Consider the following 26,035-nt stretch of genomic DNA (forward strand, 5'->3'; position numbering starts at 1 on the left):
CAAGAAGGTTCCTTCTTCAAGGAATGCGAAGCGAGTAGGTAGAGATAAATTGGCTTCGAATAAGGAATGGCAGGAAGCTTTATCAATAAGTATGCAAATATTTTAAAAACTAATTTTTATACAAAAAGTGTATACTTACGACGAAAAAGTTTACCTTAACCAACAATTTTGTTTTTAGTAAATTTAAGGTGCGTAATTAATATGCATTTTCCGAAGAAAATGCATAATTATGTCAAATTATCTTCATTTACATGACTGTGAACGTGGTATAAAAATGAAGCATATCCAAAATTATTAAAGGGGCTGAAAAAATGATTAAAAAACTTATTATTGGTTCTATTGTTTTAGGAACAGCAATAGGAGTAAGTAAACCTACATTTGCTTCAACAAATGATTCTCCATCACAGTTTCAAGATAGGGGAGATGCCCAAGTTCAATCAATACCATCGCAATGGCAGTATTTGGGGCAAACCTCTAGGGAACTTCAAATTAAAACTAAGGATCCAAAAGTGCTTGCTTTTGAATTAGCAAAAGAAGCTCCATTTTACGAAGATGAATTAGTGGATGTGTGTTTTGCAATCTTAAGAGAAAATGTAGATGTAGTATATTGGACAAGTAAGGAATGGGCTAGATTTGAAGTAGGAAATTACGAGTTTAAACATGAAATGAAAATTTATAGAGATAAAGAACGTCAGCAATTAATTACTTCAATAGAATCATAAAAAAAGAAGCTATCTTTAGTAAGATATGCATCCAATAATGTAGACAGGAAAAGAGAGCACATAAAACTGTTGCGATATTGGAAAGTAAACTAAAAAAACAAGTATAATTACTTGTTTTTTTAGTTACAGTAATTATTTAAAAGGCTTAGCTTGTATATGGTCACATACATTTATTGGATAACCATAATCCTCTCTATACTATGATTGGGATACAAAAGCTAGAAAGGTATTAATCCATTTATTCTTAAATGGAATTAACATTCCTCCGTCATGGTAGGTTTCGTTATATTTTGAAAAAACACTTCACAAACAATATGTATTACTCTATGGGAACATTATTAAATTTGAACGACATTAACAATGCTTTGTTGATAATTAGCTAAAAAAGTATTGTACGATTAAATGCATTGTGTTACATTTGTGTTACAAGATTGTTGCGAAATATTATAATCATTTCTATGTCATTTCCTTTTTGTTTCCTTAATGTTACGAAAGGTATAGATGTTTTATGTGTATAGGAGTGTGTGTAGTAAAGAGTCTGAGTTGAAAATACGTGCACACTTTAAATTTCCTTTCTGTCTGAATGAAGAAGACTACCAACTAATTAAAGGGTTTAAAGTAACAACTTTAAATAAAATGTGCTTCCTTTCCCACACACAATTTAGTACATATTTAAAGTACAGCCTAGTTGCTACACAGACTCTTGTACATATAAACATTAAGGTGAAATAGAGATAAAGATTTATTACATAATAAGCATTACTTAGCTAAACGTAAAAATATTATCTGTGCATTTTTATGAAATGTCTAGATGATATTTTTTGAAGATTTCTTGGATATGTTTATGAATAACAATTGCTAATACTTAATGATTCTCTACTACTAAGATATCTGATAATTTATGTAATCGGATTTATAGGATGTATGTACATTCACTTATATAGGGAAAATGAGGTTTTTCATATGAAGTATAGTTACAAAGTGTTTATATTTATTTGGACAATTATTTTATTGTTTTTTCTACTTTATTATGGTTACAGTGAAATTTCCGAAACCGAGCAAGTGCCAGTCATAACAATCAAACAATAAAAATAAGAGATACTAAAAAAGCAAAATATAATAAAAATAGATACCCTAAAATGTTTAAGAACAGGAACAATTACATACATAAACAACCTTACGATTTCCATGCATACCCCGCGTCATTTGGGCAATAGGGGGAAAAGTATTATTATTTGGCGTGCGCAATCTTCCGTCACTAGTAGAAACGGAAATTTCCTTATCCCTGCTGAAGGAGGAAGATGTCTACCTGCCAGGGATCGGATCTATTCTGCATCTAGAAACATTGGAATTAAAATTGTAGAAAACAAATAGTGAAAAGGGAACATATCTTGTGTTTCCTTTTTTATTCTTGTAGATAAGTCTGGAGAGAAAAAGGGGATTTCTGCACGAAACATAGATCTTATTGATATACTAATTGTGCTTTACGTATAGCTGGGAGTGGATGTGATGGCATTTGCAATTGCTGCGAGATTCCGTCATTCTTTTCATGAAATTGAATTATTAGACATTCCAAATATATTGTTTCCGAGTCCTTGCGGATTTTCATATTTCCAAGGCCGTTGCTTCGCTATTCTTGTTAACTGTTTATCATGATGAACACCGCAGGACTCTTTGTAAAGGCGGAAATTGATTATAGGACCATATGTACAAGTTGAAGGGGAATGGTAAATTGTTCAAAATAATGGTTATAGAGTACAAATAAACATTAAGCAGTATAAAGACTTTCTTAGCGTCTTTGCCTCAAATTCTAACTTAATTGAAAAGAGCCTCCATTACTTTATTGGAGGCTCTTATTTTTCACTTCAGTACAGAAGGTGATATTTTTTCTAACCAGAGAATGCCATCATATTGTTCTGTCGGAATCATGATTTCTTCTTTTAATTTATTTCCCCAATAACTTGCTGCAGTAGGAGTAAACATCCATGAAGTTTCTGGTCGGTTACTTTCTCCTTTTAAGTTAACGAAAACATGGGGACTTCCTACCGGGCTGATGATTTTTTCAACGCTTGGTTCTTCATGTTCATTATGTACAGGAATAACATCTTCATTAACATCATCCCAACTGCTGCCACTATACGCAAATACACCAATTGTGTCCATTTGGTCTTTGATACGCTGTGGAAGATAATCCATCATATTTGGGCCAACATAATTGTATTGCTGCATCTTCGTAAAGTCTAATATCATTTTTGAAATATGTTTTATTTTTATTGTAATACCTATCCAGTTCAATCAACTCTGACACTGCTGTATCAAATTCACTCTTTACTTCAGGATTTACTTTTTGCAACCATTCTTTTGCATAAGAGCGGAATGAAGATTTATAAAACAAATTCATATCAAAACCAGCTAATGTGAGTGGCTTTCCTTTTTCTTTTTGTTCTTTCATATAGGTAAATAATTGTTCAAGTTCCTCAGTTTTCCATACAGAGTATAAGGATTGTTTCATCGCTTCTGTAGCGGTTGAGTTATCAAAATTTTGCTGAACAGCTGCTGCTTCCCAAAGCCCTGTTTCAAATGCAATCACATCATATTCCAGGTGTAACAGCTTGAGAGGAAGTGCTGGAAGACGGGATCCCTAAGAAAGCAAAAAAACTAGGTGTGAAATAATCAGTTATTTGTGATGGTGGATTCTCCTAGGTGGAGGGTTCGCCGTTTTTTATTATATGTTATGTTGTGGTTTTTATATAAAGCATATTGAAAAGATGGATTAAATCTTCTGGAATGATGTCTCCATAATTAATAACTTGTACAATAACCTTTCAATTATCACTAAATCCATTCATATCAACAAGTTGTCCCATATATCCCTTTGTAGCAATATCTTTTAAAGTACGCTAAAAATACCCTTTATTTTATCTTTATTTTATCTTTATCTTATCTTTACCTTATCTTTAAATTTTTATATTAAACTTGAAACCTTAAAGTATTGATATATGAGTCTAAAAAGGGCGGGAGATAGATGTTCATTACATAGTTTGTATATAACCAATTACCTTTGAAAAATTGAATTTCTTATACGAGGAGGAATATATGAAGGATACAAGTAAAAAACAAATTATAAAAGTGTTCCTTATTAGTATTTTAGGCTTAGGAACAATACTTGGAATGCTATATTTTAATCATAAAACCAATATTCAACAAAATAAAGCGCAAGCCACCGAAAAACGTGTATTGCAATATGAGTCTACCTTAAAAAAAGAATTAGAAAAATATAATTTAGGAGAGAAAACACCAATTTTATTAGGAATTATGTATCAAGAGAGTAGAGGTGAGGGAAACGATCCTATGAAGTCATCTGAATCACTTGGATTAAAGCCAAATGAAATTCAAGAGACAAGCTTGAGCATTGAACAGGGGGTAAAGCACTTTGCTAAAATGTACAAATATGGAACGGACAAGGATGTTAGCATGGATACAATTATTCAAAGTTATAATATGGGCCCAGGGTATATTGATTTTATTGCTAGTCAAGAAGTTAAACAACACTCGGAGGATTCGGCCAAAAAATTTTCTAAGATGAAAGTTGATCAAAATCCAGCGATGTATACTTGTGGTGGAAATAAAAATAATTTTAGGTATCCATATTGTTATGGTGATTTCACATATGCCACAAAGGTAAATGAAAAAACAAAACTTATTGAAGAACTTCTTCGAAATGTACATAGCTTTTCTAAATAAGTTGCAGAATGAAATATAATGATACCATCAGTTATTAACAATAATATCTAAGAAAAAACTACTTTCTTTCTTAATTAACATAATTTTCAAAAACAAATCCCGTGGATGTTAATATTTGTTATATAATATATTTGTCAAAGCATTATCCCTAAAGTTTCTAAAGTCAAGCTGTAAGATAGTTTGTTTGGCCCGTATTTTCACCTTAAAAGTGGAGTTTAAATATAGTTGCAATTTTTTGAGGGGGGAAAAGTAAATGTTTATAAAAACAGAAAGATTATTAATACGAAAATTTGAGTTCAAAGATTGGCAAGCTGTTCATGAGTATACATCAGATATCAATGTTATGAAATACATACCTGAAGGGGTTTTTACTGAAGAAAATACAAGAAACTTTGTGAATGAAAACATTGGTGAAAACGCTAAAAACTTTCCTGTAGTATTAATTGATAAAGATATTCTGATTGGTCATATAGTTTTTCATAAATATTTTGGTGAGCATACATATGAGATTGGCTGGGTGTTCAATCCTAAATATTTCAATAAAGGATATGCTTCTGAAGCAGCACAAGCTACATTGAAATATGGCTTTAAGGAAATGAAATTACATAGGATTATAGCTACATGTCAGCCACAAAATACCCCATCATATCGAGTAATGGAGAAGATTGGAATGAGAAGAGAAGGCTATTTCAGGAAGTGTATACCACATGGGAATGAATGGTGGGATGAATATTATTACGCTATTTTAGAAGAAGAGTAGTGCCTTGGAACGCATCATTTAAATTGACACTCCTATTCCTAAATAGGTAAGTTGACTATCTTTATTGGAGATTCTTGCTACTAAAGGCGAAGTTTATTTCCGGTATCGCTGACGTGCAAAACTTTGTATAATCTGATCTTATCTCTAAATCACAACTGTTACCCCATCACCATCAAGTTAAAGTTTCATTTTATTTTGCTAACTTGAGGGTGATGTGACGTAACCTTAATTATTTAAAAATTTTAAAAAGGCCCCTTAGCCATGTTAAAGGGACCTTGATCACGCAAATGATCTGTAAGCCAATTCATTTTTGATATACAGATCATTTGTATGATAATTTTTATAAATAATTGCTAAATAGTGAATTTACATAAATGCTTTTAGAAGTTCTTGAATTAATGGGATTGCTCCACCTATAAATTTTAAAACTGCCATTGCGATTTCCATATTATTCTCTCCTCTTTTTCGTATTAAAATGTAATAAATCTTTATAACCTTATTATAGTAAGCGCTTACAATAATAACAATACATTTCCGTATGCAATATTGCATATTTATACATTAGATCTCTATTATTCATTTTTTAATGGTACTATAGCGAGGTGAGAGTCTTTAAGGGTTCTCTTTAATAGGAGGAAATATGGAAAGAGTGCAAGCGATTTACAGTAATCAAAAATTTAAGAGTTGGGTTAAACAGGTATTAGCTGTAGGAGGAGTAATAGGGTGCTGTTATTTGGTGTTATATGTTTTCTGTTTCTTAGTTATCATGTAAATAGTATACAACTAAACTAGTAGAGTCTTGCCTAGAGAGGTAAGGCTCTTTATTGTAGTACCTGGAGATGAGCAAACTACATACAATATCTCTCAGGTTTTTCAGATCACTTTGTAGGATTCCTTGTTTAGAACACTAATTCATATCATTGAAAACAGAATTCTATGGATAAAAAATATGTTTTTACTAGATACATACTAAAAAGATAAGCATAAATTATATTAGATTTTGGCAAAATCTTTTTGAATTGGAAAAGGATTTAAATCTTACTTATAGATTTGATTCCTTTTTATATACCATAATCCTTATATTGATACGTAAATATAATACAGTAATAATAAATTAAAAGCAAGAATTTTAGTAGCGGTACGTTCACACATCCATCAACTTAAGATTTTCAAACAAAAAATTCTTTTTTTAATTGATTAATAGTAAACGAGAAAGATTGGCAAATTAACAACTAAAGAGATTTCTTCAGGTAAAATCTATCAAAAGGTCCTTTACAAAATTTATACATAAGTCAATTATAAAATCATGTAAATATTATGTATTTTTGTAAAAGAACTTCATTGACACTTGTGTATATAAGTAACTATACTCGTTACATCAAATTGAATGCGTGATAATACGATTTTATTATTATTACAAACATGTAAATATAAAAATAGAAAATCTCAATTTGATAAATACAATGGTAAAGGTGTTTATTTTAATGAAGCACAAATTAATTGCAACAGGTATCCTTGCAGGAGCTATATTATCCTATTCTTCTAATATTTTAGCAGATACTCATAAATTCCCTGATGTTCCTACATGGGCTGATAAATCAGTTAACTATTTAGTTGATAAACAGGTATTAAATGGTTATCCAGATGGAACTTTTGGTTCAAATGACTCTTTAGACAGAGCTTCGGCTACAAAAATTATGACAAAAGTTTTAGGTATAAAAATTGATCCTAATGCAAAACCATCTTTTACAGATTCACAAAACCACTGGGCTACTCCTTATATTGCTGCTGCTGAAAAAGCTGGTATTGTTAAAGGTGAAGGGAATGGAATCTTTAATCCATCCGGAAAAGTAACTCGTGCTGCTATGGCTACCATGCTAGTAAATGCATATAAACTACAAAGCACAGCAAATCATAACGAGCAGGTTAGATTTGAAGATTTAAAAGGGCATTGGGGAGAAAAACATGCCAATATTTTAATAGATTTAAAAATTTCTAATGGTACCGAGAACGGTTGGCAACCAAATAGATTTATAACACGTGCTGAAGCTGCTCAACTTACTGCAAAAACAGATATGTTACAACAAAATTTAAACGATGAAAAAGAGGTTATTACTGCTACCTCATATGAAGATTTAAATTTAACAGTGGCTTCGAAAATTACAGCTCAAGAGATTGATAGTTTTATTGCAAAATATCATTCAGATAGTCCCTTAGTTGGACATGGGCAAGATTTTATCAATGCGCAAAATCAATATGGCGTGAGTGCTCATTATTTAGCAGCGCATGCGATTTTAGAATCTGGATACGGAAAATCAGAAATCGCATATCAAAAACATAATTTATTCGGTCTACGTGCATATGATGGAGATCCGTTTAAATATGCGAAATATTTACCAAGCTACGGCGATAGTATTGCTTATAATGCTAATTATGTACGAGAAAGATATTTAGAAGAAAGTGGTATGTATTATAACGGGTCAACATTAACTGGCATGAACGTGAAATATGCATCAGATAAAGGCTGGGCTAAGAAAATTGCGGGTATTATGGAACGTATTAAACCGTTTCGTGTAGAAGACTATACATATGCAAAAAAATTACCAAAGAATCCTGAAACATTAGATGTCGACGCGTTATCTAATGAAATTCCATATAAAATGTATGCAGACGGTTCAAGCTCAAATGTTGTATCATCAGCTACTTACTATCAGGTACCTTATCCATTTAATTTAAAAATTAAAAGTAGACCAGATGTAGCTGTCGAGGAGAATAAAGTTGGTACAGTAACTCCTGGAACAACCATCTTTATTTATCGTGAAGATCCGAATGGATGGGTAGAATTCTCTTTTGAAGCTAATGGAGAAAAATATTGGACATTAAAAAATAAATTAAGTATGTAATTAAAAAGATCTATTTCACTAGTTTTAAAAGTATGGGATTGTACAATTGATTCTCTAGATTGGAAATACAATAAATTACCCGTTGATGTAGCAGCTGCAAAGATTATTCAAAATGTCTTAGCAGGTGCTACATCCGCATACTTTTTTTGGAAAATGTTGCGCAAAGTAGGTTCATTTTCAGCACTATCTCCTGGTTTACCGTAATCTTCAAGGATGTAATATTCCTTATCTTAAATGTATATATTGAATATATGAATATATTGTGTTATGATGTGAATTAGAAACTCGCGTGTTTCAAATACAACATTTTTATCTTATTGATGACCTCTTATCTTTCCGTAAGAGGTCCTTTTTTATCCCTCCGTATTGCATAGCCGCTAAAATACTATGAAAAGATACTAGAGACTACTACAATGTGATATTCTCTAGTATTTTTTCTTTATCCATATTATCTATTGTTGGGTAATCGATGAATTATTAATTTTTGTATAATTTTCACAAAATAACTTTGAACCATTATTTATTTCAATATAAAATAATAAAGGAGTATATATGAATAGGTATGTCCTTTTTATGTGATGATAATGCGGATTGAAGCGTAATACTGAAACGGTAAATGAGAAGAATCAGGGCCGAAACAGATAGTAAGGAAAGTAAAACAGTAACAGCAGACAATACTTATAATGAAAACGTTCATAATGGACTGTCTATGGATGGAGAAAAAATACGAAAAGATAAAAGGGGCAAATGAATATGAACAGAGCCTTTAAAGGTACCGTATTAGCAGGGATAAGTGTGGGTTTCTTGCCAGCTGGTTGTACAAGAGAAACATATGTCCTAACGCAGTCCAGAATATAAGCAAGTAGATTAAGTATTCTAAGCAGATAAATGAAGACTATAGCGATGAAGAAATTGAAAGACAACTAAGAGGTATAGCATCCTGACTTTCTAAATAACATGAGTGTTTCTATAGAATGAATCCTTAGGAGGGCTATTGTGGAACCTTTAATCAATGCTATTTTATACTTTGTATTTTTATTTGGAGCACTGTTTCTTATACTGGGTACTGCATTGGTTTTATTAATCGCGGCTGCATTACCAGTAATCTGGAAGAAGAATCTATCATTCCTAATGATTAGCTTAGGTATAAATATACTTGTCATTCCATTGTCTTTTTTTATTGGCGGGATGGCAACAGATTCCCCTGGTAGTACGATACACGATTTTTGGGAAGTATTTTTGTTTATTCAGATATTTCCGTTTCCCCTAGTACTGCTATCTTTAGTTTGGTGGCTTGTGCGTCGAAAAAAAGCAAAAGTTCATGTGTAGCGTTTTTAATGCAAATAAGCTGTCCGTTTGGGCAGCTTATTATATTTATTACTAAGCGTGATTATTTCCAAAATGAATGCAATACCACTATACAGTTAAATTGAAGGTGAACCATATTGAAATCTTATCAAACTTTAGCCCACTTGTATGCATTAGGACTAGGCTGCGGACTTTGGAATAGAGAGGAGGTTATTTCATGGTGCGATAGGTTGATTGAAGCAAATGATCACCCGCCATATGAAATTATGGAGATATCTTTAATGTCTAAAGCAAAGCTGATATATATAGAATCGGCTTTACTGTCATATAGCCGCATAGTTGATGAAAACCCCTCGGTAAACATCCTTCTTTCAGTCTTAAATGAAAAGTTAGTAGCTCAGAAATGGAATATTAAACAAGCTATTACTTGCTCTACTCGATTACTAGTAAATAGAGGCCTGTATTGGGAAGAAGAATATTTTGATTTATACAGCCTTAATGATAGCTATGACTTAGCACAGGAAGGTATCCATTTTAATGAAAAAGATGTGATTTCTGCTTATATCGATACATTAGGTGTTTTTCGCGTCCATTTTAACGAGTTTGAAGATCTCTATTTACAAGTCATGAAACAGAAGTGGCAAGGGTAGAAGGCAGGAAAAAGAATCATTGAATCGTAAGAGTTACTTCCTGTATTTATCACCAAATTTATCTAGCCAAGACAAATCTGTCTTCGTGTTGATGAATTTTTGTCTCTTAATAACTTAATGCTATCGTTTTTAATTTTTCCGACAGCAAGCAAAGTTAGCATGTTTAATGCATAATGAGACGCCTGTAAATGAGCATTACTATTTAAATTTTTACCAGAGAGTAATTTAGTTAATTAGTAGAAAAAGGAAGGGGCCTATTTGGCTCCTTCCTTTTTCTCATACATACATAACGCTTGTTGACAACTTATGAAATAATAGCATTCATCGCTATTAAAATATAACATTAAAAGCAATTAATTAGATATGTAATTTTGCATATATTGTACTATTTCATGAATAGGAACAAAACTATTTATCTCTTTCTGTATGGAGACAAATAGATTTAGGTTTACTTAAGGTAAGAAGACCTGATCATTGATTACTGGTTAAACCATATTTCTACGTATTTGAAAAAAATATTTTACTGGATTGCATGTTAAAGAGAGTGAGGACTTTATGAAATGTAGGTTGTTCCTTGATTTCTTACTCGTGATTTTACTAGGAGGATGCATTGGAAAAGAAGTTACGTTATATACAATTTCAAAAGGGGATATTAGTCAGTGTATCCAAAGATGCGCTCCGCTTCCTGTTTCCTATCTTACTAAATTACCATTCCAAGCAAATTCCTTCTCTTTCAAACAATTCATCCATTGAATAAAGATAATTTGGCCATACGTATCGGAGGACATGAAACCTTTTCAATAAGATTTGGAATATATTTCAATATAATTCCGATACTATAACAGATCGAAAATTTCTCTATTGGAGGTATATAATGGCATATCCATTTCGTAACTTAGTATTTGAAGGTGGCGGGGTAAAGGGAAGCGCTTATATAGGTGCCATCCGTGCACTAAATGAAGAAGGGATTTTACCAGAAATACAACGATTTGGGGGTACTTCAGCAGGAGCGATTACTGCATTACTTTTAGGTCTTTCTATTCCATTCGCAGATCTTGTAAAAATCCACAAAGACATGAATTTCAAAGCGTTTAAAGATGATGATTTTTCGATTGTACAAGATAACATTCGTTTATTTTTTGATGGTTTTGGTATCTATAAAGGGGATTTCTTCACTGAGTGGGTAGGAAAGATTGTTGAAAAGTGGACAGGGAGTAAGGACACAACTTTTCAGCAGTTGTATGACAAAACAGGAAAAGACGTGTTTTTCCAAGGAACGAACGTTTCTACACACGAGCTTCGTACGTTTTCTCGCGAAACGACACCTGATGTCCCGTTAGTAGTTGCTGTGCGGATTTCGATGTCCATCCCATTCTTTTTTAAATCTGTGGAATGGGATAAAGATTATTATGTAGACGGAGGTGTACTCGATAACTACCCAATTCGTTTATTTGATCGGAAAAGTTTTGTGAATAAGGAAGAACACTTCACGACCACAGATACGATTGACGAGGTTAATAAATTGATAAGCAATATGGAGGATCATTCTACACTAAGTAGCTTACACACGAAATACAATGCATCTTTCTTTGATCCTACAGATGAAATTGTCTACAACAAAGAAACACTAGGTTTCCGTTTAGAATCCCAGGCCGAGGTTGCCATGTTAAAACATATCGCAACTTCAACAGAACATCATATTGGCCATTCTCTTATTCATTTTGCATGGAATTTGTCTCAAACGATGATCAAAGGTCATGAGAGTGGAAAAACAACCAAAGAAGATGCTGCCCGCACTGTATTTATCAATACATTCTTTACGCCGTCATTTAATTTCGATATCACAGAAGAAGAAAAGAAAACACTCATGAATTCAGGCTATACTTCTACTAAAGACTATCTACATCAGTTTAATACGTCTGAAGTAAAAATGTTTAATCGACCATAAAGCCGAGTGTAATGCACTTGGCTTTTTTTAATCGTCCTGTAAATTTTTTTAGTAGCTAATAAAAATTCAAATAGACTATGCATAGAACAAGAGAGAGGAGATAACAGAAAGTAATAAATATAAGTTTTGATGACCTCTTATTTTGTAAAACTAGGGTGTAGAAAGGGTGAAACAGGTGGAGGAAAAACGAATTATGATTTATAAAATTTTTCGGCTAACACAGTACAAAAGAGAATCCTAAAACCGTGGATGGGAATGTATCAAAAAATGAATAGAGTAAAAAGACGGATTTCTTGTGAAAGTAGGGATTTACTTTTTCTTTCTACTGATAATAAAGCGTTATGTAGACTGGAAATGTATAAGGTATTCATTGCTATTCCTTCAAAATGCTAATGTTACATCATATTAAAATAACCTCTAATTTAAGTATTGAAATTCTCTAAATCTCGATGTATTATATTCTTGTATTTTCTCACTTTGCAAATCCGAGAAAACATCATCACTTCTGAAAGAACCCGAACTCCAGCGGGTTCTTTGGATTTACTTGAACTTATTTTTGAATCATTGTATTATATTTTCGAGTCTTACTTATATAAATCATTATCAGGAGAATCTGCAAATTTGCAGGTTCTTTTTTTATTTTATTGAAAGTAAACTTTTAGCCAGTCGTTTATTTTCATATTATTGGTTTTTATACGTGTTTGGTAAAAAATCAATGAGTTGCAAAAACATCTCTATTTTTATTCCATAACTTTCTAAATTTTGTTCGCGATAGTTTGATATTGTAAAAAAAGAAAATATGTGGCACGATATCACTTTGTTTTTTATACAGCTTTGTAATTAAACTATAATATTGTATTTTTTCTTCATTATTGAAATTAGTAATAATAAAATGTATTATTGAAAAGCACAATTTATAATTCAAGTAATCAAGCATATGTACCCATAATAATTCGAACGTTCAGAAATTATAATATTGTCTAAAAACGAGGTGATATTCATAGAAACAGTACATATTAAGTGGTATGGCATGTATAGTATAAATGACTTTTATAATAGGGAAGAAGCTTCTAAGAAGGGGATATTTGCAATCTCTAGAGTATATGCTAAGAATGTAACATTGCTCTATATAGGACAAACCAAAAGAAGCTTTATACAAAAGATAAGAGAACTTAATAAAGAGTGGACTTTTGATGAGAGCGAATTAAAGATTACATTAGGAATAATAGAATTTCCTAGTGGTGAAATTTACTCTGAAAAGAAGGTAAAAGAGATAAAATCTCTTTTGATTTTACGACATACCCCATTAGAAAACGAAACATCTTTATTATACTATAGAGGGAAATTTAATTTAAAAATTATAAATAAGGGAAGAAGAGGCTTAATTGTTAAAAAGCTTTCTACAGGAGATCTAATGTGGACGTAATTGGAATCATCTTTGAATAAAATTGAAGGTTTCTTAAGTGCAGAAGCTTATCAATTTTTAATGTATTAAACTATTTTGAATAACATATGTCAGATACTTGAAAAAACACAAATTATATTATGATATGAAATCCTGTATGGAAAGTGTAGTTTATTTCTATTGTTTAATAAAAATATTAAGAATTTTAGGGATAATACATAAAGAGTAGAGGAGAAAGTAAACACGGAGGTTTGAAGAATGGGACAAGTAAGCAGATTTCAAGAAAAACAACAGAATCGTCGTCAAAAGGCAATTTTTAATATTGCATTTACTTTGGTATTAGTGACAGTTGGTATAGTGACATACCAATTGTTTACCCCTTCTAATACATCAACGAAAGCAATTGCTCAAGAAAAGAAAGTAACAAAGATAGAAAAGAAGAAAACTGAAGATAAAGAAACAGCAAAGATAGAAGAGAAGAAAACTGAAGATAAAGAAGCAGCACAGTTAGAAGGGAAACAAAGAGTAGAAAAATCGGTAAAAACGAACGGAAATGAAAATAAAGAGGAAGAAAAAACGGTATCTCAAGAAAAGGATCCTCAAACTAATCCTTCATGGAAGCCAATTGGTACAGAGCAAGGAGCNTCGCCAGTAAAGCATTTAAACGTCAGTTAGGGTAAGAAACGTGATAAACGAAACCTTCAGGAATAATATATATTTAGAAAAGCACGGGAGATTTTTCGTGCTTTTATTATTTATCATGCTCTCATTGTAGTAAATGAAATGGTATTTAAAAATAGGATAATTATCCAGTGATAAAGCTTAATATTTGAGGCTCACTGCTTATGGAATGTATAAGCACACTCGTTTTTGTAAATCTGCTAATACTTCATCGGGTATTTCTTGGATTTTAATGTCCTTCCCTAGAAAAAGCAGCCAATTTATTATTTCCGTCACTTCGTCGGAATTGTTAACATTGATAAAAGTTTTTAAAATAGCTGTAGATTGGTAAGGATTAGTATAAGATATTGAAATTTTTAAAGGATGGTATTTTTTGAACTGTGCAATTGCTGTCGGACCAAGTTCAAGTACAAGGTTAATTGCTTCAGCCTTCTTACCTAGTTTTTCTAAAATCTTTTTCTTATTGAGTCTTTTATTCGTCGTGTATGGTTCGATATTGATGAGATCATCGACAGGAAACATCAACTTCTTTTCTTCTTTTAAGTCAAATCCTTCAATAATCCAATGGCTTTTTTCTTGATAAAGGTGTAATAGATAAATTGGATAAGACTTGATTTCTTCATCTTCTTTAATGGTAATCAATAAATGGTTATTCAAAAGAAGGATTTGAATGAGTTTTTCTAACATCGGATGGGGGAGGTCAGAAAGCTCAAGTAGATCAGGGTTATGTGGGTTAGTCCCTTGGAAAAGCAAGAGTTGATTTAAAAGAACAAGGTCATCTTGCTGGGTTTCTGAGATGAGTCCTAGTAGTTTTTCGGCTAAAGATTGACGACTCTTTAGGTAGGGAAGTTGTTGATTTCTTGTAGCCATAAAGGCAATAAATAGAGCTTTCACTTCGTTATCAGTAAAGCGAACAACGGGTAAGATAGAGTTATGCATAACACAATATCCACCAGCTCTTCCGACTTCTGCCACAAGTGGCATCCCCATAGCTTCAATTTCTCTAATGTCTCTAACAGCTGTCGATCGTGATATGTTGAATTCTCGTATGATTTCTGAAATTGTAAAGTGGGAGCGGTTGTTGATATACCGCATAATTGTATTAATCCGTTCAACTTTTTTCATTTTGGTCTCCTAAACAGTGTCACTTTTTGACAGGGTTTAAAGATATTATAAACGTATCAGATGAAAAGATAAATCGTTTGATTAATAAAAAAAGAGGCAGGTTTTGCATATGAAAAATTATACTATAGAAGAAAAAGATAGCTTTATTGTGTTAGGTATTGGAACTGAAATTAAGAGTGAATACACAGACTTTGCTGGAATAAATAAAGAAAAGGAAGACTTTTGGTCGGCTGTTAAAGAAGATGGAAGGCTGGACACTTTAAAAGCTTTAGCGACAAATGAATACATTTTTTCCGTGAGCGAAGCGGTGAATAACAAAATGATGTATTATGCGGGTGTCATGACAGAAGCACAAATAGAAGAAGAATCTAGAGTAATCCAGTTTCCGAGGGGAGAATACTTAGTAGTGAAAGGGGAGGACAAAACGGCTGAAGAGCTAAGTAATAAGTTGACTGGTATCGCCTTCGGTCAAGCTTTACCAGATGCAAATGAGTTTGCTTATGTTGGTGGACCAAATACGACGGTTGAGATGGGGAAAAGAAACGGCTTAGTGTTTGGTGAAATGTGGATTCCAGTTGTTAGGAAGTAAAGTGATAAAAGGTACGAATATGGGAAGTAGAGGCTAACAATCTTGGATTGTTGGCCTTTTTAACATGAATATAATATTCATATGCTGCTCCATAGTATGTTCTGATAAAATGGAATAAAAGGGGATTACTGTAAGGTGGTGGTGGGGTGAATAAAAAAAGGCTATTTGAGCTATTTATAGTAACGTTTGTTTTTCTATTCCTTCATGTAAGTACATTTACAAATGAGAAGTTTAACGATAAATTGGGTGCTTTTACTTACATTGTTTTATTTCTTATGCTTACTATCAACGCTATATTTATAGAAAGGTATTTTGGTGATATACAAAAGTGGATTCGAAATATTACATGTTGCTTTGCTTTATTCGTAGTGGTTTTAGTAGCTCTATGGATAGGTTATTTTTAGTCCTTACTTAAGAGAATGAGAAATATGTGATTACACTACATTCGATCCGATAATATTACTTAGCTGCATCGGTTTATATTAATCTTTTCTCTCCTCAATCATGATAAAATGTACAATAGGAAATTTTATGTAACATAAAGGGGGAAGGTTTATGGTCAGCTTGAGTACCTTGATAGCTTTTGCAATTGTTTCGCTTAGCATGGTTTGTTCACCTGGGCCTAATATGATTTATCTCATTTCCCGTTCCATTACGCAGGGACGTATGGCGGGATTTATTTCTTTATTGGGCATCATGCTCGGATTTGTAATCTATATAATCGCAACTATGTTTGGACTTACAGTTCTATTCCTTGCTGTTCCCGCTGTATATGAAGTAGTAAAGTGGGCAGGTGCTGCTTACTTACTCTGGCTAGCTTGGAATTCGATTAAACCGGGTGCTATATCTATTATGGAACCTCGTACGATTTCTAATGAACCACCACGGAAATTATTTTTAATGGGACTCATGACTAATCTTCTGAATCCAAAGATTGCTATTTTGTATGTATCACTTTTACCTCAATTTGAAGATCCAGAGAAGGGATCGTTGCTTTTTCAAGGTGCAGTTTTGGGGCTTACGCAAATCACTGTTAGCTTTATAGTTAACCTTCTAATTGTATGTACAGCAAGTAAAATTGCGAAATGGTTTGGCACACATCCAATGTGGCTGCGAGTGCAGCGTTGGCTTATGGCAAGCGTCTTGACAGGTCTTGCGGTACGTTTAGCTTTTGAACGTCGACAGTAAGAGTATCTAAAAAAATTGAAAATCTTTTTTTATGAAGAAATTAAATTTCATAGTGATGGTACAACAAGTACAGATGCGAATCTTACCCACGTATATGGAGAAAAAGGAGCATATACTGTGGAACTAACAGTGGAGGATAGTAAAGAACAAACAAAAGTTACTGTAAAACAAGATCCGCAAACAGGTGGATCCCTCGAAGAGGAGAAGGACTCCCCATAGGCTTGTAAAAGGGAATCTGATTACTCCTGATCAGACAGATGTTTATACGTTTGATGTTACAGTTCCGAAAGAAGTAGATATTTCTGTGAAAAATGAACAAAATATTGGGACGACATGGGTACTTTATCATGAATCAGACATGTAAAATTACGTAGCTTGTGGTAAAGATGAAGGAAATACTATAAAGGGAAAATTCGTAGCGAAACAAGGAAAATATTATTTGAATGTGTATAAATTCGATGATAAAAATGGTGAATATTCATAAAGTATACTTAATATCAGTAATTCATGTAATTAGGAGTGGTTTCTATATTTAGAGAAAATACAAAAAGGATACTTTTGTCATTAGTAACAAATCCAATACTAATAATTGTATACGGGATTTTTTGTTATGAGTTGGTCTTATACTGTAAGTACGGAAGAATGAATTATAATATTTACATTATGTTATTATGTATAGTACTTTTTATATCCATAACTACATTTACTACAATGCGATTGATAAAAAATAGAGAATATAAATCTAAAAAATTAACTAATTCAATAGCATGGAGATCCATTTCTATTATCATTATTGTTGCAATTACATCATTTTATGGGATGCAGATTTATAAAAGTGCAATAAATTACAATGGCAAATTGGCATGGTTTATAGAAAAGTTAAAACATGAAAGGTCAGTTAAACTTAAACATAATAATATATATAAATCTGGAGTAGAAGGTATTTTTGAAGATATAAATAAAAAATATCCTTTGCCAAAGAAATTGTATATGGCAACTGATTTTGATCTTACATTTCATTCAGATGGAACAATCACAGCGTTTGATACATTTGTTTATGGGAAAAATGTTGATGGGAAAGAAGAAACTTATTTAATCTCTTATAATAAGAAGAAATCAGAAGATATTACTATAATACGAGATGGATATGCAAAGCCTGATTATAATGATGATAAATTAGTAGAACCTTTAATTAAAACGGTTAAGGCGATCCCAGTTAAGCAAACGGTCAAAAAATGGAATGAAAGTAAGTATGGGTTGATTTATTATGGAAAAAGAAATTGGGGATCCAATACAGAGGGAATTATTAATATTACTGAGGATGGTAAGAGGCAGAGTGTTAAAGAAGCAACTTCTGATATCATTGGATATACTGTATCTATATTTGTCCCTGGAAAAGAGAAAGAGCTAGTCCCTGCTAGATATAATTTAATAAGTGACGCAAGTTGGAGTAAATCAAAGACGCCTCCAAAAGAAGATAGGCTTAAAGAGAAGGAACAACAAGATTTAAAGAATGAAAAAGAACAGTTTTTCCTATCGAAAGAAGTTGGTTATAAACTAAATATGACAGATAAAGCATTAGGGAGCGCCTTTTATTCATTAAGCAAGACTAGTGATGAAGGGAAAACATGGGAGGTTATCAATCCAGACCCATTTAATGGGGGGATTGGTAGTGTATCAGGAATCACTTTTATAAATGATAAACTTGGGTTTTTAGGAGCAATTAGGCCTTCTGGTAATGAAGGAGAGTTATATCGCACAGATGATGGGGGAGTATCTTTCAAAAAGGTAGAATATCCGCCGCATGAAGTGAAATTAGATCATACACAGTCCACAATAACTCCTTTTGATTCACCTAGTATGCCATATGAGAAAGATGGGGTTTTTAATATGTTAGTTGGACAAGGGGCAGATGGAGACTACAATGGCGATAGTAGTGCACTTTATCAATCAAAAGATAACGGAGAGACATGGGAATTTGTAGAAGAAGTGAAAAAGAAATAATCAGAATGTTTTTTAAAAAAATAAGATAACTACTGAGCTATACATTTCATTTAGAAGTTTGGTAAGGGGTATAATTCCAGCCATAAAGATAAAAATGGACCTATACCTCGCTGCCTTTCTTTGTTTTAAAGCTTTGCGTGTGGCAGGAAAAGGCCCAGACCGCTTCTATGCATGGCCAGTTCCTCTCGTCCATTTAAAAAGATGCTTTTCTGGCTTTTTTTCATAGAGGGGTTGAATAGTTACTAAAAGTAAATAATTTAAATCGAATCATAAGCTTGCTGGAAAATTTATGGTTCGATTTTTTTTAGGGCAAAGATATCGTTCTAAACGAGTATCGCCACATCGCTATCAAGCTAAAAAAAGAGGTCACCTCCAAAACGAAAAAAACATGTTAAATTCCCATGTATTATTATATTTAAAGGAGGGGATTCAAATTGGTTAAAAACTTATCTTTACTACATGCGGTTGTTGGCTTAACCAAGGGTGCTGCATTAGAATATACGAAAAAAAGAATTCGTATTAATGTACTCTGTCCTAGTGGTGTGAAAATAGCATTAACAACAAGTGTTGAAGCTCAGTTTGCGAAAGATGGGTACGCTCCAGAAGAATCTTCCCAATATGAGAATGGATCGTTATGCTGATCCAGAAGAACTCGCTGAAATGGTTGCTTACTTAGCATCAGATAAGGAAAGTTATATGATCGGTTCAATTGTTCTTGTGGATGGTGGGCTAACTTTATAGTCAATAAAAATATCGAGTAGGGTTCTTCCCATTTAATAATTAGGGACAGTTATGACTGTCCCTAATTTACTTTTTTAAACCTGACTCAATCATTCATGTGTGCCGTTAAAAGTTTAGCAAAGTTTTGTGCGGTTTGTGATAGGTAATGATTCTTCAGCTATATTAAGTTTGTCGATGCAACTAAAGCTAATTTCGCCCAACAAGTCGAACTCCATATCCTAAAACTTCTATAGAAGTCATAAGCATTAAAAATAAAAAGATACAAATTACTTTAAAAGTAATAAACTCCATAATCATACCCCTTAAGTTTCTATAAATACATAACTCAATAATTATATTAAAAATATTCAATATTTTCATTGAAATATAAATCAATTTCTATTTTATAATCAAAAACTATACTCCTTTATTTTGAATGATGGCATCACCTTTTATTAGAATTGTCCCTTGGTTTAGCAAATGTTTTTTTGTAAATAATATATTTGTTAAACCATTAATTAAGGGGGACTAGTATGCCGCAGGATCGAAAAGAAGAAGTGCAAAACGATACATATGAAGGAAAAGAGGTTATGCCAGATAATCCACAATATCTACCGTGTCACGTGCAAATGGAGCTGCCTCCCGAATTTTCTATAAATCCTCTTTTTGCCCGCAAAGGAGAATCAGTCGTTCCGCGCTTTCACATGCCTGATGAAGGCATGTTACCAGAAACAGCGTATCAAATCGTCCATGATGAAATGACTCTTGATGGCAATGCACGCTTGAATCTGGCAACATTCGTTAGTACATGGATGGAACCTACCGCAGAGCACTTATATGCTAAAGCATTTGATAAGAACATAATTGATAAGGACGAATATCCACAGACAGCTGAAATTGAGGAGCGGTGTGTCCGCATTTTAGCCAACCTCTGGCATTCCCCCAGCCCACTTACAACTATGGGCGTTTCAACAACTGGATCGTCGGAAGCCTGTATGCTCGGGGGGCTTGCGTTAAAGAGACGCTGGCAAAATGCACGAAAAAGAGAGGGTAAGCCGGTGGATCGGCCTAATATTGTGTTTAGTTCTGCTGTTCAAGTCGTTTGGGAAAAATTTGCGAACTATTGGGAGGTTGAACCACGCTATGTGAAGGTTAGCCCTGAGCATCCCCGATTAGATCCTCAAGGGGTCCTTGCAGCCGTGGATGAAAATACGATTGGTGTGGTACCGATTCTCGGTGAGACTTATACCGGACTTTACGAACCGGTTGCCGCCATTGCAAAAGCGTTGGACGATTTACAGGAGAGGACGGGACTCGACATTCCTATGCATGTAGATGCGGCTTCGGGCGGATTTATAGCACCGTTTCTTCAACCAGATTTAGTCTGGGATTTTCAGTTGCCGAGGGTGAAGTCCATCAATGTATCGGGACATAAATATGGATTAGTCTATCCTGGCTTGGGTTGGATAATTTGGCGGGAAGCTGATGATCTCCCCGATGATTTAATCTTCCGCGTCTCCTATTTAGGCGGAAACATGCCGACTTTTGCCCTGAATTTTTCACGTCCTGGCGCACAAGTGCTCCTACAATATTACAATTACCTGCGTTTGGGGAAAAGTGGGTACTATGATGTCCAAAGGGCTTCTCAGAAGGTCGCTCTTTTTCTTAGCAAGGCGATTCAGGAGATGGAACTGTTCGAACTTTTGTCCGATGGTTCGGATATTCCGGTTTTCGCTTGGCAACTGAAAAAAGGTTACACATTAAACTGGAACCTTTATGATTTATCTCGACAATTGCGTGTGTTCGGCTGGCAAGTACCCGCATATCCATTGCCTCCAGATCTAGAAGCATTGACGATTATGCGCGTTGTGGTTCGAAACGGATTTTCTATGGATCTCGCGCATTTATTTTTGAGGAACCTCAAACAGGCCGTTGCCTTTTTGGATTCTGTGGATGGGCCTATGCCACATGATACGAAATGTGATAATGGGTTTCATCACTAAATGAAAAAGCCTAATTTCTTCGCATTAAATTGAGAAGTTAGGCTTTTTCATATTGTTTTAGGTACTTTTTTATAATATAATCATATTGTAAAAAAGAGGAGGATATGAATGCCTAAAATAGTTGATCAAATACAAAGGAAAAATCAGATAGCCACTGCTACTTGGCGTGTAATATTAGAAAAAGGTATCGATAAAGCTTCCATACAACAAATCGCTGATGAAGCAAACATTTCGGTTGGACTTGTTCAGCATCATTTTTCGTCTAAAAATGAATTAATTCATTATGCGATGAATTTAGTATTGAATCGAATGAAAGAACGGGCAACTACTCGTACAAATGAATTTAAAGGAACGAAAGAAGAAGCACTTAGAAGATTAATGAAATTCATTATTCCTACTAATAAAGAAGAACTGTTGGAAGGTAAGGTTTGGATTACATTCTTGGGTATATCCTTTAGTTCTCCAGAGCTTATTGAACTTCGGAAGAAAATGGATTCCCATACGAGGTATCTTATGGGAATGATCTTAGATTTAATGAAGGAGTTAGGCTACGTCACACCAGGATACAATAGAGAGTTTGAATTGGAGATACTGTACGGATTTATCGATGGGCTAGTAATTCATGTCCTTCAAACACCAGAATCCTATCCAGAAGAGAAAGTAAATCAACTAATTGAGTATTATTTAAAAGAAAAAAAGAGGGATTGATCGCATGAATAAAGTTTTCATTATTATTCTTGTAGTCGTTATCGTATTGATTATTAGGCAGCTTATCCCTAAACAAGTAGATAGTTTTGATCTTCTTGGTATACCAATCATGGCTATAATTAGAACTTATATGGGTCTTCCAAATAGATTGGACTTTATTATTACAATTGAATTAATTAGTTTGCTTATATTAGGAGCGATAGTTGGTTACTGGCAAGCTAAGAGAGTGAAAGTTTTTCATCATAACAATCAATTATGTAGTGTTGGAGGCTATTCGTATATTATCGGATGGATTATGATGCTTTTAGGGAGAATTGTAATTTTATTATTATTCAACCTTAATTCTCTCGTATCGACATTTCATGACGAACAGGAACAATTTACGAGTGAAATAATTAAAGTTCTTTCTCATGCTGGAGATTGGTTAATATGGTCTACTATTCTTGCATCTTCCATCATGTATACTGTTACTTTATATAAGAATCATCCAGATATCAGAAAAATTATACATGCTCGTTTTGAAGAAATAAAGCAACGAATAAAATATTAATGTAACTAATAAAAAACGTTATTCTTTCTAGTAATTTTGCTTATTTAGAAAGAATAACGTTTTTGTTTTTTAATACTCAAGTAATAGTTTACCTGCAGTTCCTATCATATAATTTATTGAATTTTAATATACGTTATGTATAACAGATATTTACCTTATAAAATAAGGGGGGAATATTATGACTGAGACAAACGAATCTTTAGAAGTTAATTTGAAAAAAGATGTGAAGTTTTCTATTATAATTCCTGCGCATAATGAAGAAAAGTACATTAGAAAATGTTTAGATTCAATTGCAAAGGCATCAGAGGCATATAAAGAGCAAACGGAAGTTATAGTTGTTTTAAATCGTTGCACAGATCAAACAGAGGAAATAGCAAAATCTTATAATTGTGTTACATTGAAAAATAACGATAAAAACTTATCTAAANCAGACCGAGAGGGTGCCATCCAAATGTGTAAAAGGCATACAAAAGCATTGGACAAAGTGACCAATATACTTTGTGATGGTGGATATACGGGGCCATCCTTTGCACAATCGATAAAAGAAGCGATTGATTGCTCGGTTGAAATCATCAAACGCTCTGAACTTCACAAATTTGTCGTGTTACCGAAACGCTGGATTGTGGAACGAACCTTTGCTTGGTTGGAAAATTACCGCAGACTTTGGAAGAACTGTGAGCGAACGCTTGAAAATAGTAGACAAAGTTGCTTATTGGCAGGTGTGGCGATTTTATTAAAAAGATTTTAGACAGGTTCTTAGAATAGAAAAATGTTTCTTCTGAAAGTAGCCATTTCTAATCTTACCCTGATAACAATTTGGCGAGACCTTTGTATAGACAGTAATAAAATTACCGCCCTATTTTAATAAAAATAGAATAATGTCCTATTCTTTATTTTTTTTACTGCATAAGATGTACTAATCTAGTAAATCATTTTAACTTGCTAAGATTAATATAAAAAGAAATGAGGAAAAAAATGGGATCGTTATATAGAAATAAACTGAACCAAAATAAAGGGAATTTTAACAATAAAAATAGTTCCTGTAGTTGTTCGAAAAATCGCTGTCAACAATGCCAATGTTGCCAATGTTCATCCTGTGACAATATCTGTGGAGAAGGTCTTATTCAAATTAATATTTATGGATTTAATACATCTGGTTTCAGTTATGTTATTAGTCAGGGTGGGAAAGGTATAGAACGTGCAGTTTCTTTTAGTGCTTTTGGGATCAATTTTAATCCTGAAAATCCTTTCGTTCCAAACCCTCGTACAATCTCTGGAATAATTAGAAGAGATGGGACAATTCCTCCAGAATCAGAAGGATTTACTGTTTCCCATGTCCCAAATACGGGGACATATAGAGTTACTTTTACTAAACAGTTTTCCATTGTATCTCCTGATCAAGAGCCTACTGTGGAAATTATACCCGATCCAGTAAATGCACAAGTGTGTTGCAATAATGTAGGGATAACTGAAGATGTTTCTGATGTTATTTCAGGGTTAATTAGTAGTGAAGGGGTTATTATAGATGGAACACTCCTTGAAAATAGTCAGGAATATGCATTTACAGTAGTTAAGGATATTAATCAGACAGGGTATTATAGAGTAAGATTTAGACCAGAATTGCATGTAAAAACGTTACTTAGAGCTGGAATTGAAATTAACGTAATTGATATACAAAATCAATCATGTGGACGCAATTCTAATAACTGTTCATGTAACTGCAAATGTACATGTAACTGTCCTTGTTTTGGAGAAGTATATAGTCAAGGAGTGGAGTTACCTTTTGTTGATAGAAGTGGCTTCGTTTATAGACCTTACCAAATGACAGACGTTGGGAAAGTTTACGCGGATTTACCAGTTTCTTTTTCTGCTTTAGTTATCAGAGAAGAAACAAATTGTTAAATACTAACCTAATGAAAAATTGAATTAGGTTAGTATTATCATTTTTAAAAGGACCGAGGAGAATTCCGTAGTATGTTTGGATAAAGGTCAAGATTGTATATTTTACCTAATTTTAACGTAGGGGTACACATTTCATATGAAAGTTCTCCAAATAACAGGGAAAAATCTTTTTCTAGTTGACTTTAAGTGATGTATATTTCAGATTATGATTTATTGGTTGATTCCCCTACTTAAAAGTTGTCTATGTAAGCAATCAAAATAAAATCGATATACATTTATATGAAGTAAATATAATATATCGTTGTAGGCAGTATTTAAAAGATCTCACTTCTTATCCTTTTTCAGATAAGAAGTGAGATCTTTTGTTTTGAATTATTTATCGGATTTCTTGCGTAGTGATTCCCATCGGCATTAAGTAAAAAAATTTATAGCGCAACCCAGAACGAAATTTTTAAAATTTCTTATAACAAAGAAGCATATTGTATCGTTGTTTGGGTAATATGTTTTCTTATCTTGATAGCGATGTGATGCTACCCTTGAGTGGTGAAATTTTCAACTAATAAATTAATTTTTTTAAAAGAATGCTATTTAAATCAATAAGGAAGATACCATATATAACCCAAAATGGCTAAGCAAATAATTCCAAGTATAATTAATAAATATCTAAGGATTATAATGGCTGCTTTCATCGTCTACCACCTAAATTTTTAGTTGTTTTAGATATATAGTTAGGTATTTATCTATGAAAAAACATTTTTAGGGAAAATTCATGCTACAAAGAGTGCTGTATAAATTTTTTTGCAAGGAGTTCTTATGAGAAAAAAGGGTTTGATATTTATAATAGATCCTCTCTTTTAAGTAATGACAACCTTACTTAAATAAAAAGAGCTGCTAGCAAAGATTAACTATTCAGTTCCAAAGGAAAACCATGAAAGAGAAGGGATGCTTTAGTGAGTTCTGGCTTATCGCCCATGTATAATATGTGTTTAATAGTAAGAAATATTCAGGTATATTACAAAAAAGAGTACCTTCGAACAGTACTCTTTTTCGGCGTTATTTATATGTCTATGAAGGTGAACTACCCTCTCAAAATAATATATGTGCCACGAATTAAAAGTTGCCTGT

The 26,035-nt window shown here is 33.0% G+C and carries 19 protein-coding genes and 10 pseudogenes; 23 read left to right on the forward strand and 6 right to left on the reverse strand.

Annotated elements, in window-relative coordinates:
• Window positions 1-311 precede the first annotated feature (311 nt).
• On the forward strand, window positions 312-722 hold the full coding sequence (locus tag V6946_RS12605) for a hypothetical protein (protein WP_006929303.1): 411 nt from the start codon (window positions 312-314) through the stop codon (window positions 720-722).
• Window positions 723-920: 198 nt separating this feature from the next.
• Here the strand turns inward: V6946_RS12605 and V6946_RS12610 are convergent.
• Window positions 921-1,007 (reverse strand): annotated as a pseudogene (locus V6946_RS12610) (DUF2278 domain-containing protein); the annotation flags it as partial.
• Window positions 1,008-2,231: 1,224 nt separating this feature from the next.
• On the opposite strand from V6946_RS12610, the gene V6946_RS12615 reads away from it, so the two are divergent.
• A complete protein-coding gene (locus V6946_RS12615; protein WP_006929300.1) occupies window positions 2,232-2,378 on the forward strand; it encodes a hypothetical protein in 147 nt (48 codons plus the stop codon).
• 204 nt (window positions 2,379-2,582) lie between these two features.
• Here the strand turns inward: V6946_RS12615 and V6946_RS12620 are convergent.
• Both V6946_RS12620 and V6946_RS12625 read right to left on the reverse strand, forming a co-directional pair.
• Window positions 2,583-3,339: pseudogene (locus tag V6946_RS12620) on the reverse strand (erythromycin esterase family protein); the annotation flags it as partial.
• A 133-nt stretch (window positions 3,340-3,472) separates the two neighbouring features.
• Window positions 3,473-3,595 (reverse strand): annotated as a pseudogene (locus V6946_RS12625) (vancomycin resistance histidine kinase VanS); the annotation flags it as partial.
• 223 nt (window positions 3,596-3,818) lie between these two features.
• Here V6946_RS12625 and V6946_RS12630 point away from each other — a divergent pair.
• Together V6946_RS12630 and V6946_RS12635 are read left to right on the forward strand one after the other, a co-directional pair.
• The gene (locus tag V6946_RS12630) at window positions 3,819-4,466 is read left to right on the forward strand and encodes a lysozyme family protein (protein ID WP_366981582.1); all 648 of its coding nucleotides are present in this window, start codon (window positions 3,819-3,821) and stop codon (window positions 4,464-4,466) included.
• Between the two features lie 253 nt (window positions 4,467-4,719).
• On the forward strand, window positions 4,720-5,226 hold the full coding sequence (locus V6946_RS12635) for a GNAT family N-acetyltransferase (protein ID WP_000470146.1): 507 nt from the start codon (window positions 4,720-4,722) through the stop codon (window positions 5,224-5,226).
• A gap of 366 nt (window positions 5,227-5,592) precedes the next feature.
• Here V6946_RS12635 and V6946_RS12640 read toward each other — a convergent pair whose 3' ends face one another.
• The gene (locus V6946_RS12640; RefSeq protein WP_001987408.1) at window positions 5,593-5,778 is read right to left on the reverse strand and encodes a hypothetical protein; all 186 of its coding nucleotides are present in this window, start codon (window positions 5,776-5,778) and stop codon (window positions 5,593-5,595) included.
• A gap of 932 nt (window positions 5,779-6,710) precedes the next feature.
• Between V6946_RS12640 and V6946_RS12645 the strand changes: the two genes are divergently transcribed.
• Together V6946_RS12645 and V6946_RS12650 are read left to right on the forward strand one after the other, a co-directional pair.
• Window positions 6,711-8,129: an S-layer homology domain-containing protein gene (locus tag V6946_RS12645; RefSeq protein ID WP_000680975.1), complete on the forward strand. Its 1,419-nt coding sequence runs from the start codon at window positions 6,711-6,713 to the stop codon at window positions 8,127-8,129.
• A 24-nt stretch (window positions 8,130-8,153) separates the two neighbouring features.
• Window positions 8,154-8,267: pseudogene (locus V6946_RS12650) on the forward strand (polysaccharide deacetylase); the annotation flags it as partial.
• Here the strand turns inward: V6946_RS12650 and V6946_RS12655 are convergent.
• Window positions 8,255-8,347 (reverse strand): annotated as a pseudogene (locus V6946_RS12655) (peptidase M56); the annotation flags it as partial. The pseudogenes V6946_RS12650 and V6946_RS12655 overlap by 13 nt on opposite strands.
• 778 nt (window positions 8,348-9,125) lie before the next feature.
• Here V6946_RS12655 and V6946_RS12660 point away from each other — a divergent pair.
• From V6946_RS12660 to V6946_RS12680, 5 genes and pseudogenes are all read left to right on the forward strand, one after another.
• Complete coding sequence (locus V6946_RS12660; RefSeq protein ID WP_006920377.1) at window positions 9,126-9,458, forward strand: hypothetical protein; 333 nt, start codon at window positions 9,126-9,128, stop codon at window positions 9,456-9,458.
• A 116-nt stretch (window positions 9,459-9,574) separates the two neighbouring features.
• On the forward strand, window positions 9,575-10,087 hold the full coding sequence (locus tag V6946_RS12665) for a hypothetical protein (protein ID WP_000844534.1): 513 nt from the start codon (window positions 9,575-9,577) through the stop codon (window positions 10,085-10,087).
• An 874-nt stretch (window positions 10,088-10,961) separates the two neighbouring features.
• On the forward strand, window positions 10,962-12,035 hold the full coding sequence (locus V6946_RS12670) for a patatin-like phospholipase family protein (RefSeq protein WP_000331135.1): 1,074 nt from the start codon (window positions 10,962-10,964) through the stop codon (window positions 12,033-12,035).
• A gap of 991 nt (window positions 12,036-13,026) precedes the next feature.
• Complete coding sequence (locus V6946_RS12675; protein ID WP_197235412.1) at window positions 13,027-13,461, forward strand: sodium:proton symporter; 435 nt, start codon at window positions 13,027-13,029, stop codon at window positions 13,459-13,461.
• A gap of 237 nt (window positions 13,462-13,698) precedes the next feature.
• Window positions 13,699-14,091 (forward strand): annotated as a pseudogene (locus V6946_RS12680) (FMN-dependent NADH-azoreductase); the annotation flags it as partial.
• A gap of 192 nt (window positions 14,092-14,283) precedes the next feature.
• On the opposite strand, the gene V6946_RS12685 reads toward V6946_RS12680, so the two are convergent.
• Window positions 14,284-15,246 (reverse strand): HTH domain-containing protein, encoded by a 963-nt coding sequence (locus tag V6946_RS12685; RefSeq protein WP_366982007.1) that lies wholly within the window; start codon window positions 15,244-15,246, stop codon window positions 14,284-14,286.
• Window positions 15,247-15,355: 109 nt separating this feature from the next.
• Here V6946_RS12685 and V6946_RS12690 point away from each other — a divergent pair, with 109 nt between their 5' ends.
• From V6946_RS12690 to V6946_RS12745, 12 genes and pseudogenes are all read left to right on the forward strand, one after another.
• The gene (locus tag V6946_RS12690) at window positions 15,356-15,835 is read left to right on the forward strand and encodes a GyrI-like domain-containing protein (RefSeq protein WP_000801038.1); all 480 of its coding nucleotides are present in this window, start codon (window positions 15,356-15,358) and stop codon (window positions 15,833-15,835) included.
• 146 nt (window positions 15,836-15,981) lie between these two features.
• Window positions 15,982-16,239 (forward strand): DUF3963 domain-containing protein, encoded by a 258-nt coding sequence (locus V6946_RS12695; RefSeq protein ID WP_001036206.1) that lies wholly within the window; start codon window positions 15,982-15,984, stop codon window positions 16,237-16,239.
• Window positions 16,240-16,390: 151 nt separating this feature from the next.
• Window positions 16,391-17,023, forward strand: coding sequence for a LysE family translocator (locus V6946_RS12700; protein WP_000254106.1), 633 nt, complete (start codon window positions 16,391-16,393; stop codon window positions 17,021-17,023).
• A gap of 33 nt (window positions 17,024-17,056) precedes the next feature.
• A pseudogene (locus V6946_RS12705) lies at window positions 17,057-17,507 on the forward strand (pre-peptidase C-terminal domain-containing protein); the annotation flags it as partial.
• Window positions 17,508-17,542: 35 nt separating this feature from the next.
• On the forward strand, window positions 17,543-19,027 hold the full coding sequence (locus tag V6946_RS12710) for a glycosyl hydrolase (protein WP_366982370.1): 1,485 nt from the start codon (window positions 17,543-17,545) through the stop codon (window positions 19,025-19,027).
• Window positions 19,028-19,485: 458 nt separating this feature from the next.
• A pseudogene (locus tag V6946_RS12715) lies at window positions 19,486-19,768 on the forward strand (SDR family oxidoreductase); the annotation flags it as partial.
• Window positions 19,769-20,280: 512 nt separating this feature from the next.
• Window positions 20,281-21,750 carry a glutamate decarboxylase gene (locus V6946_RS12720; protein WP_366982369.1) on the forward strand — a complete coding sequence of 490 codons (1,470 nt, stop codon included), beginning with the start codon at window positions 20,281-20,283 and terminating at the stop codon, window positions 21,748-21,750.
• Window positions 21,751-21,858: 108 nt separating this feature from the next.
• Window positions 21,859-22,458 (forward strand): TetR/AcrR family transcriptional regulator, encoded by a 600-nt coding sequence (locus V6946_RS12725; RefSeq protein WP_006929426.1) that lies wholly within the window; start codon window positions 21,859-21,861, stop codon window positions 22,456-22,458.
• A gap of 4 nt (window positions 22,459-22,462) precedes the next feature.
• Window positions 22,463-23,008: a hypothetical protein gene (locus tag V6946_RS12730; RefSeq protein WP_016123079.1), complete on the forward strand. Its 546-nt coding sequence runs from the start codon at window positions 22,463-22,465 to the stop codon at window positions 23,006-23,008.
• Window positions 23,009-23,186: 178 nt separating this feature from the next.
• Window positions 23,187-23,453: pseudogene (locus V6946_RS12735) on the forward strand (glycosyltransferase); the annotation flags it as partial.
• Window positions 23,454-23,495: 42 nt separating this feature from the next.
• Window positions 23,496-23,756 (forward strand): annotated as a pseudogene (locus V6946_RS12740) (transposase); the annotation flags it as partial.
• A gap of 227 nt (window positions 23,757-23,983) precedes the next feature.
• Window positions 23,984-24,910, forward strand: a complete 927-nt coding sequence (locus tag V6946_RS12745) for a hypothetical protein (protein ID WP_366982220.1) — start codon at window positions 23,984-23,986, stop codon at window positions 24,908-24,910.
• Window positions 24,911-26,035 lie beyond the last annotated feature (1,125 nt).

Origin of the sequence: Bacillus sp. PPSBB_2 (genome assembly GCF_045291115.1) — a bacterium.
In the GTDB taxonomy this organism is placed as follows: Bacteria; Bacillota; Bacilli; order Bacillales; family Bacillaceae_G; genus Bacillus_A; species Bacillus_A cereus.

Coding starts and splice junctions, on each gene's coding strand:
- V6946_RS12630 (WP_366981582.1), top strand. CDS start 3,819: ATGAAGGATACAAGTAAAAAACAAATTATAAAAGTGTTCCTTATTAGT.
- V6946_RS12615 (WP_006929300.1), top strand. CDS start 2,232: ATGGCATTTGCAATTGCTGCGAGATTCCGTCATTCTTTTCATGAAATT.
- V6946_RS12690 (WP_000801038.1), top strand. CDS start 15,356: ATGAAAAATTATACTATAGAAGAAAAAGATAGCTTTATTGTGTTAGGT.
- V6946_RS12640 (WP_001987408.1), bottom strand. CDS start 5,778: ATGCAATATTGCATACGGAAATGTATTGTTATTATTGTAAGCGCTTAC.
- V6946_RS12685 (WP_366982007.1), bottom strand. CDS start 15,246: ATGAAAAAAGTTGAACGGATTAATACAATTATGCGGTATATCAACAAC.
- V6946_RS12745 (WP_366982220.1), top strand. CDS start 23,984: ATGGGATCGTTATATAGAAATAAACTGAACCAAAATAAAGGGAATTTT.
- V6946_RS12720 (WP_366982369.1), top strand. CDS start 20,281: ATGCCGCAGGATCGAAAAGAAGAAGTGCAAAACGATACATATGAAGGA.
- V6946_RS12700 (WP_000254106.1), top strand. CDS start 16,391: ATGGTCAGCTTGAGTACCTTGATAGCTTTTGCAATTGTTTCGCTTAGC.
- V6946_RS12725 (WP_006929426.1), top strand. CDS start 21,859: ATGCCTAAAATAGTTGATCAAATACAAAGGAAAAATCAGATAGCCACT.
- V6946_RS12670 (WP_000331135.1), top strand. CDS start 10,962: ATGGCATATCCATTTCGTAACTTAGTATTTGAAGGTGGCGGGGTAAAG.
- V6946_RS12605 (WP_006929303.1), top strand. CDS start 312: ATGATTAAAAAACTTATTATTGGTTCTATTGTTTTAGGAACAGCAATA.
- V6946_RS12635 (WP_000470146.1), top strand. CDS start 4,720: ATGTTTATAAAAACAGAAAGATTATTAATACGAAAATTTGAGTTCAAA.
- V6946_RS12730 (WP_016123079.1), top strand. CDS start 22,463: ATGAATAAAGTTTTCATTATTATTCTTGTAGTCGTTATCGTATTGATT.
- V6946_RS12645 (WP_000680975.1), top strand. CDS start 6,711: ATGAAGCACAAATTAATTGCAACAGGTATCCTTGCAGGAGCTATATTA.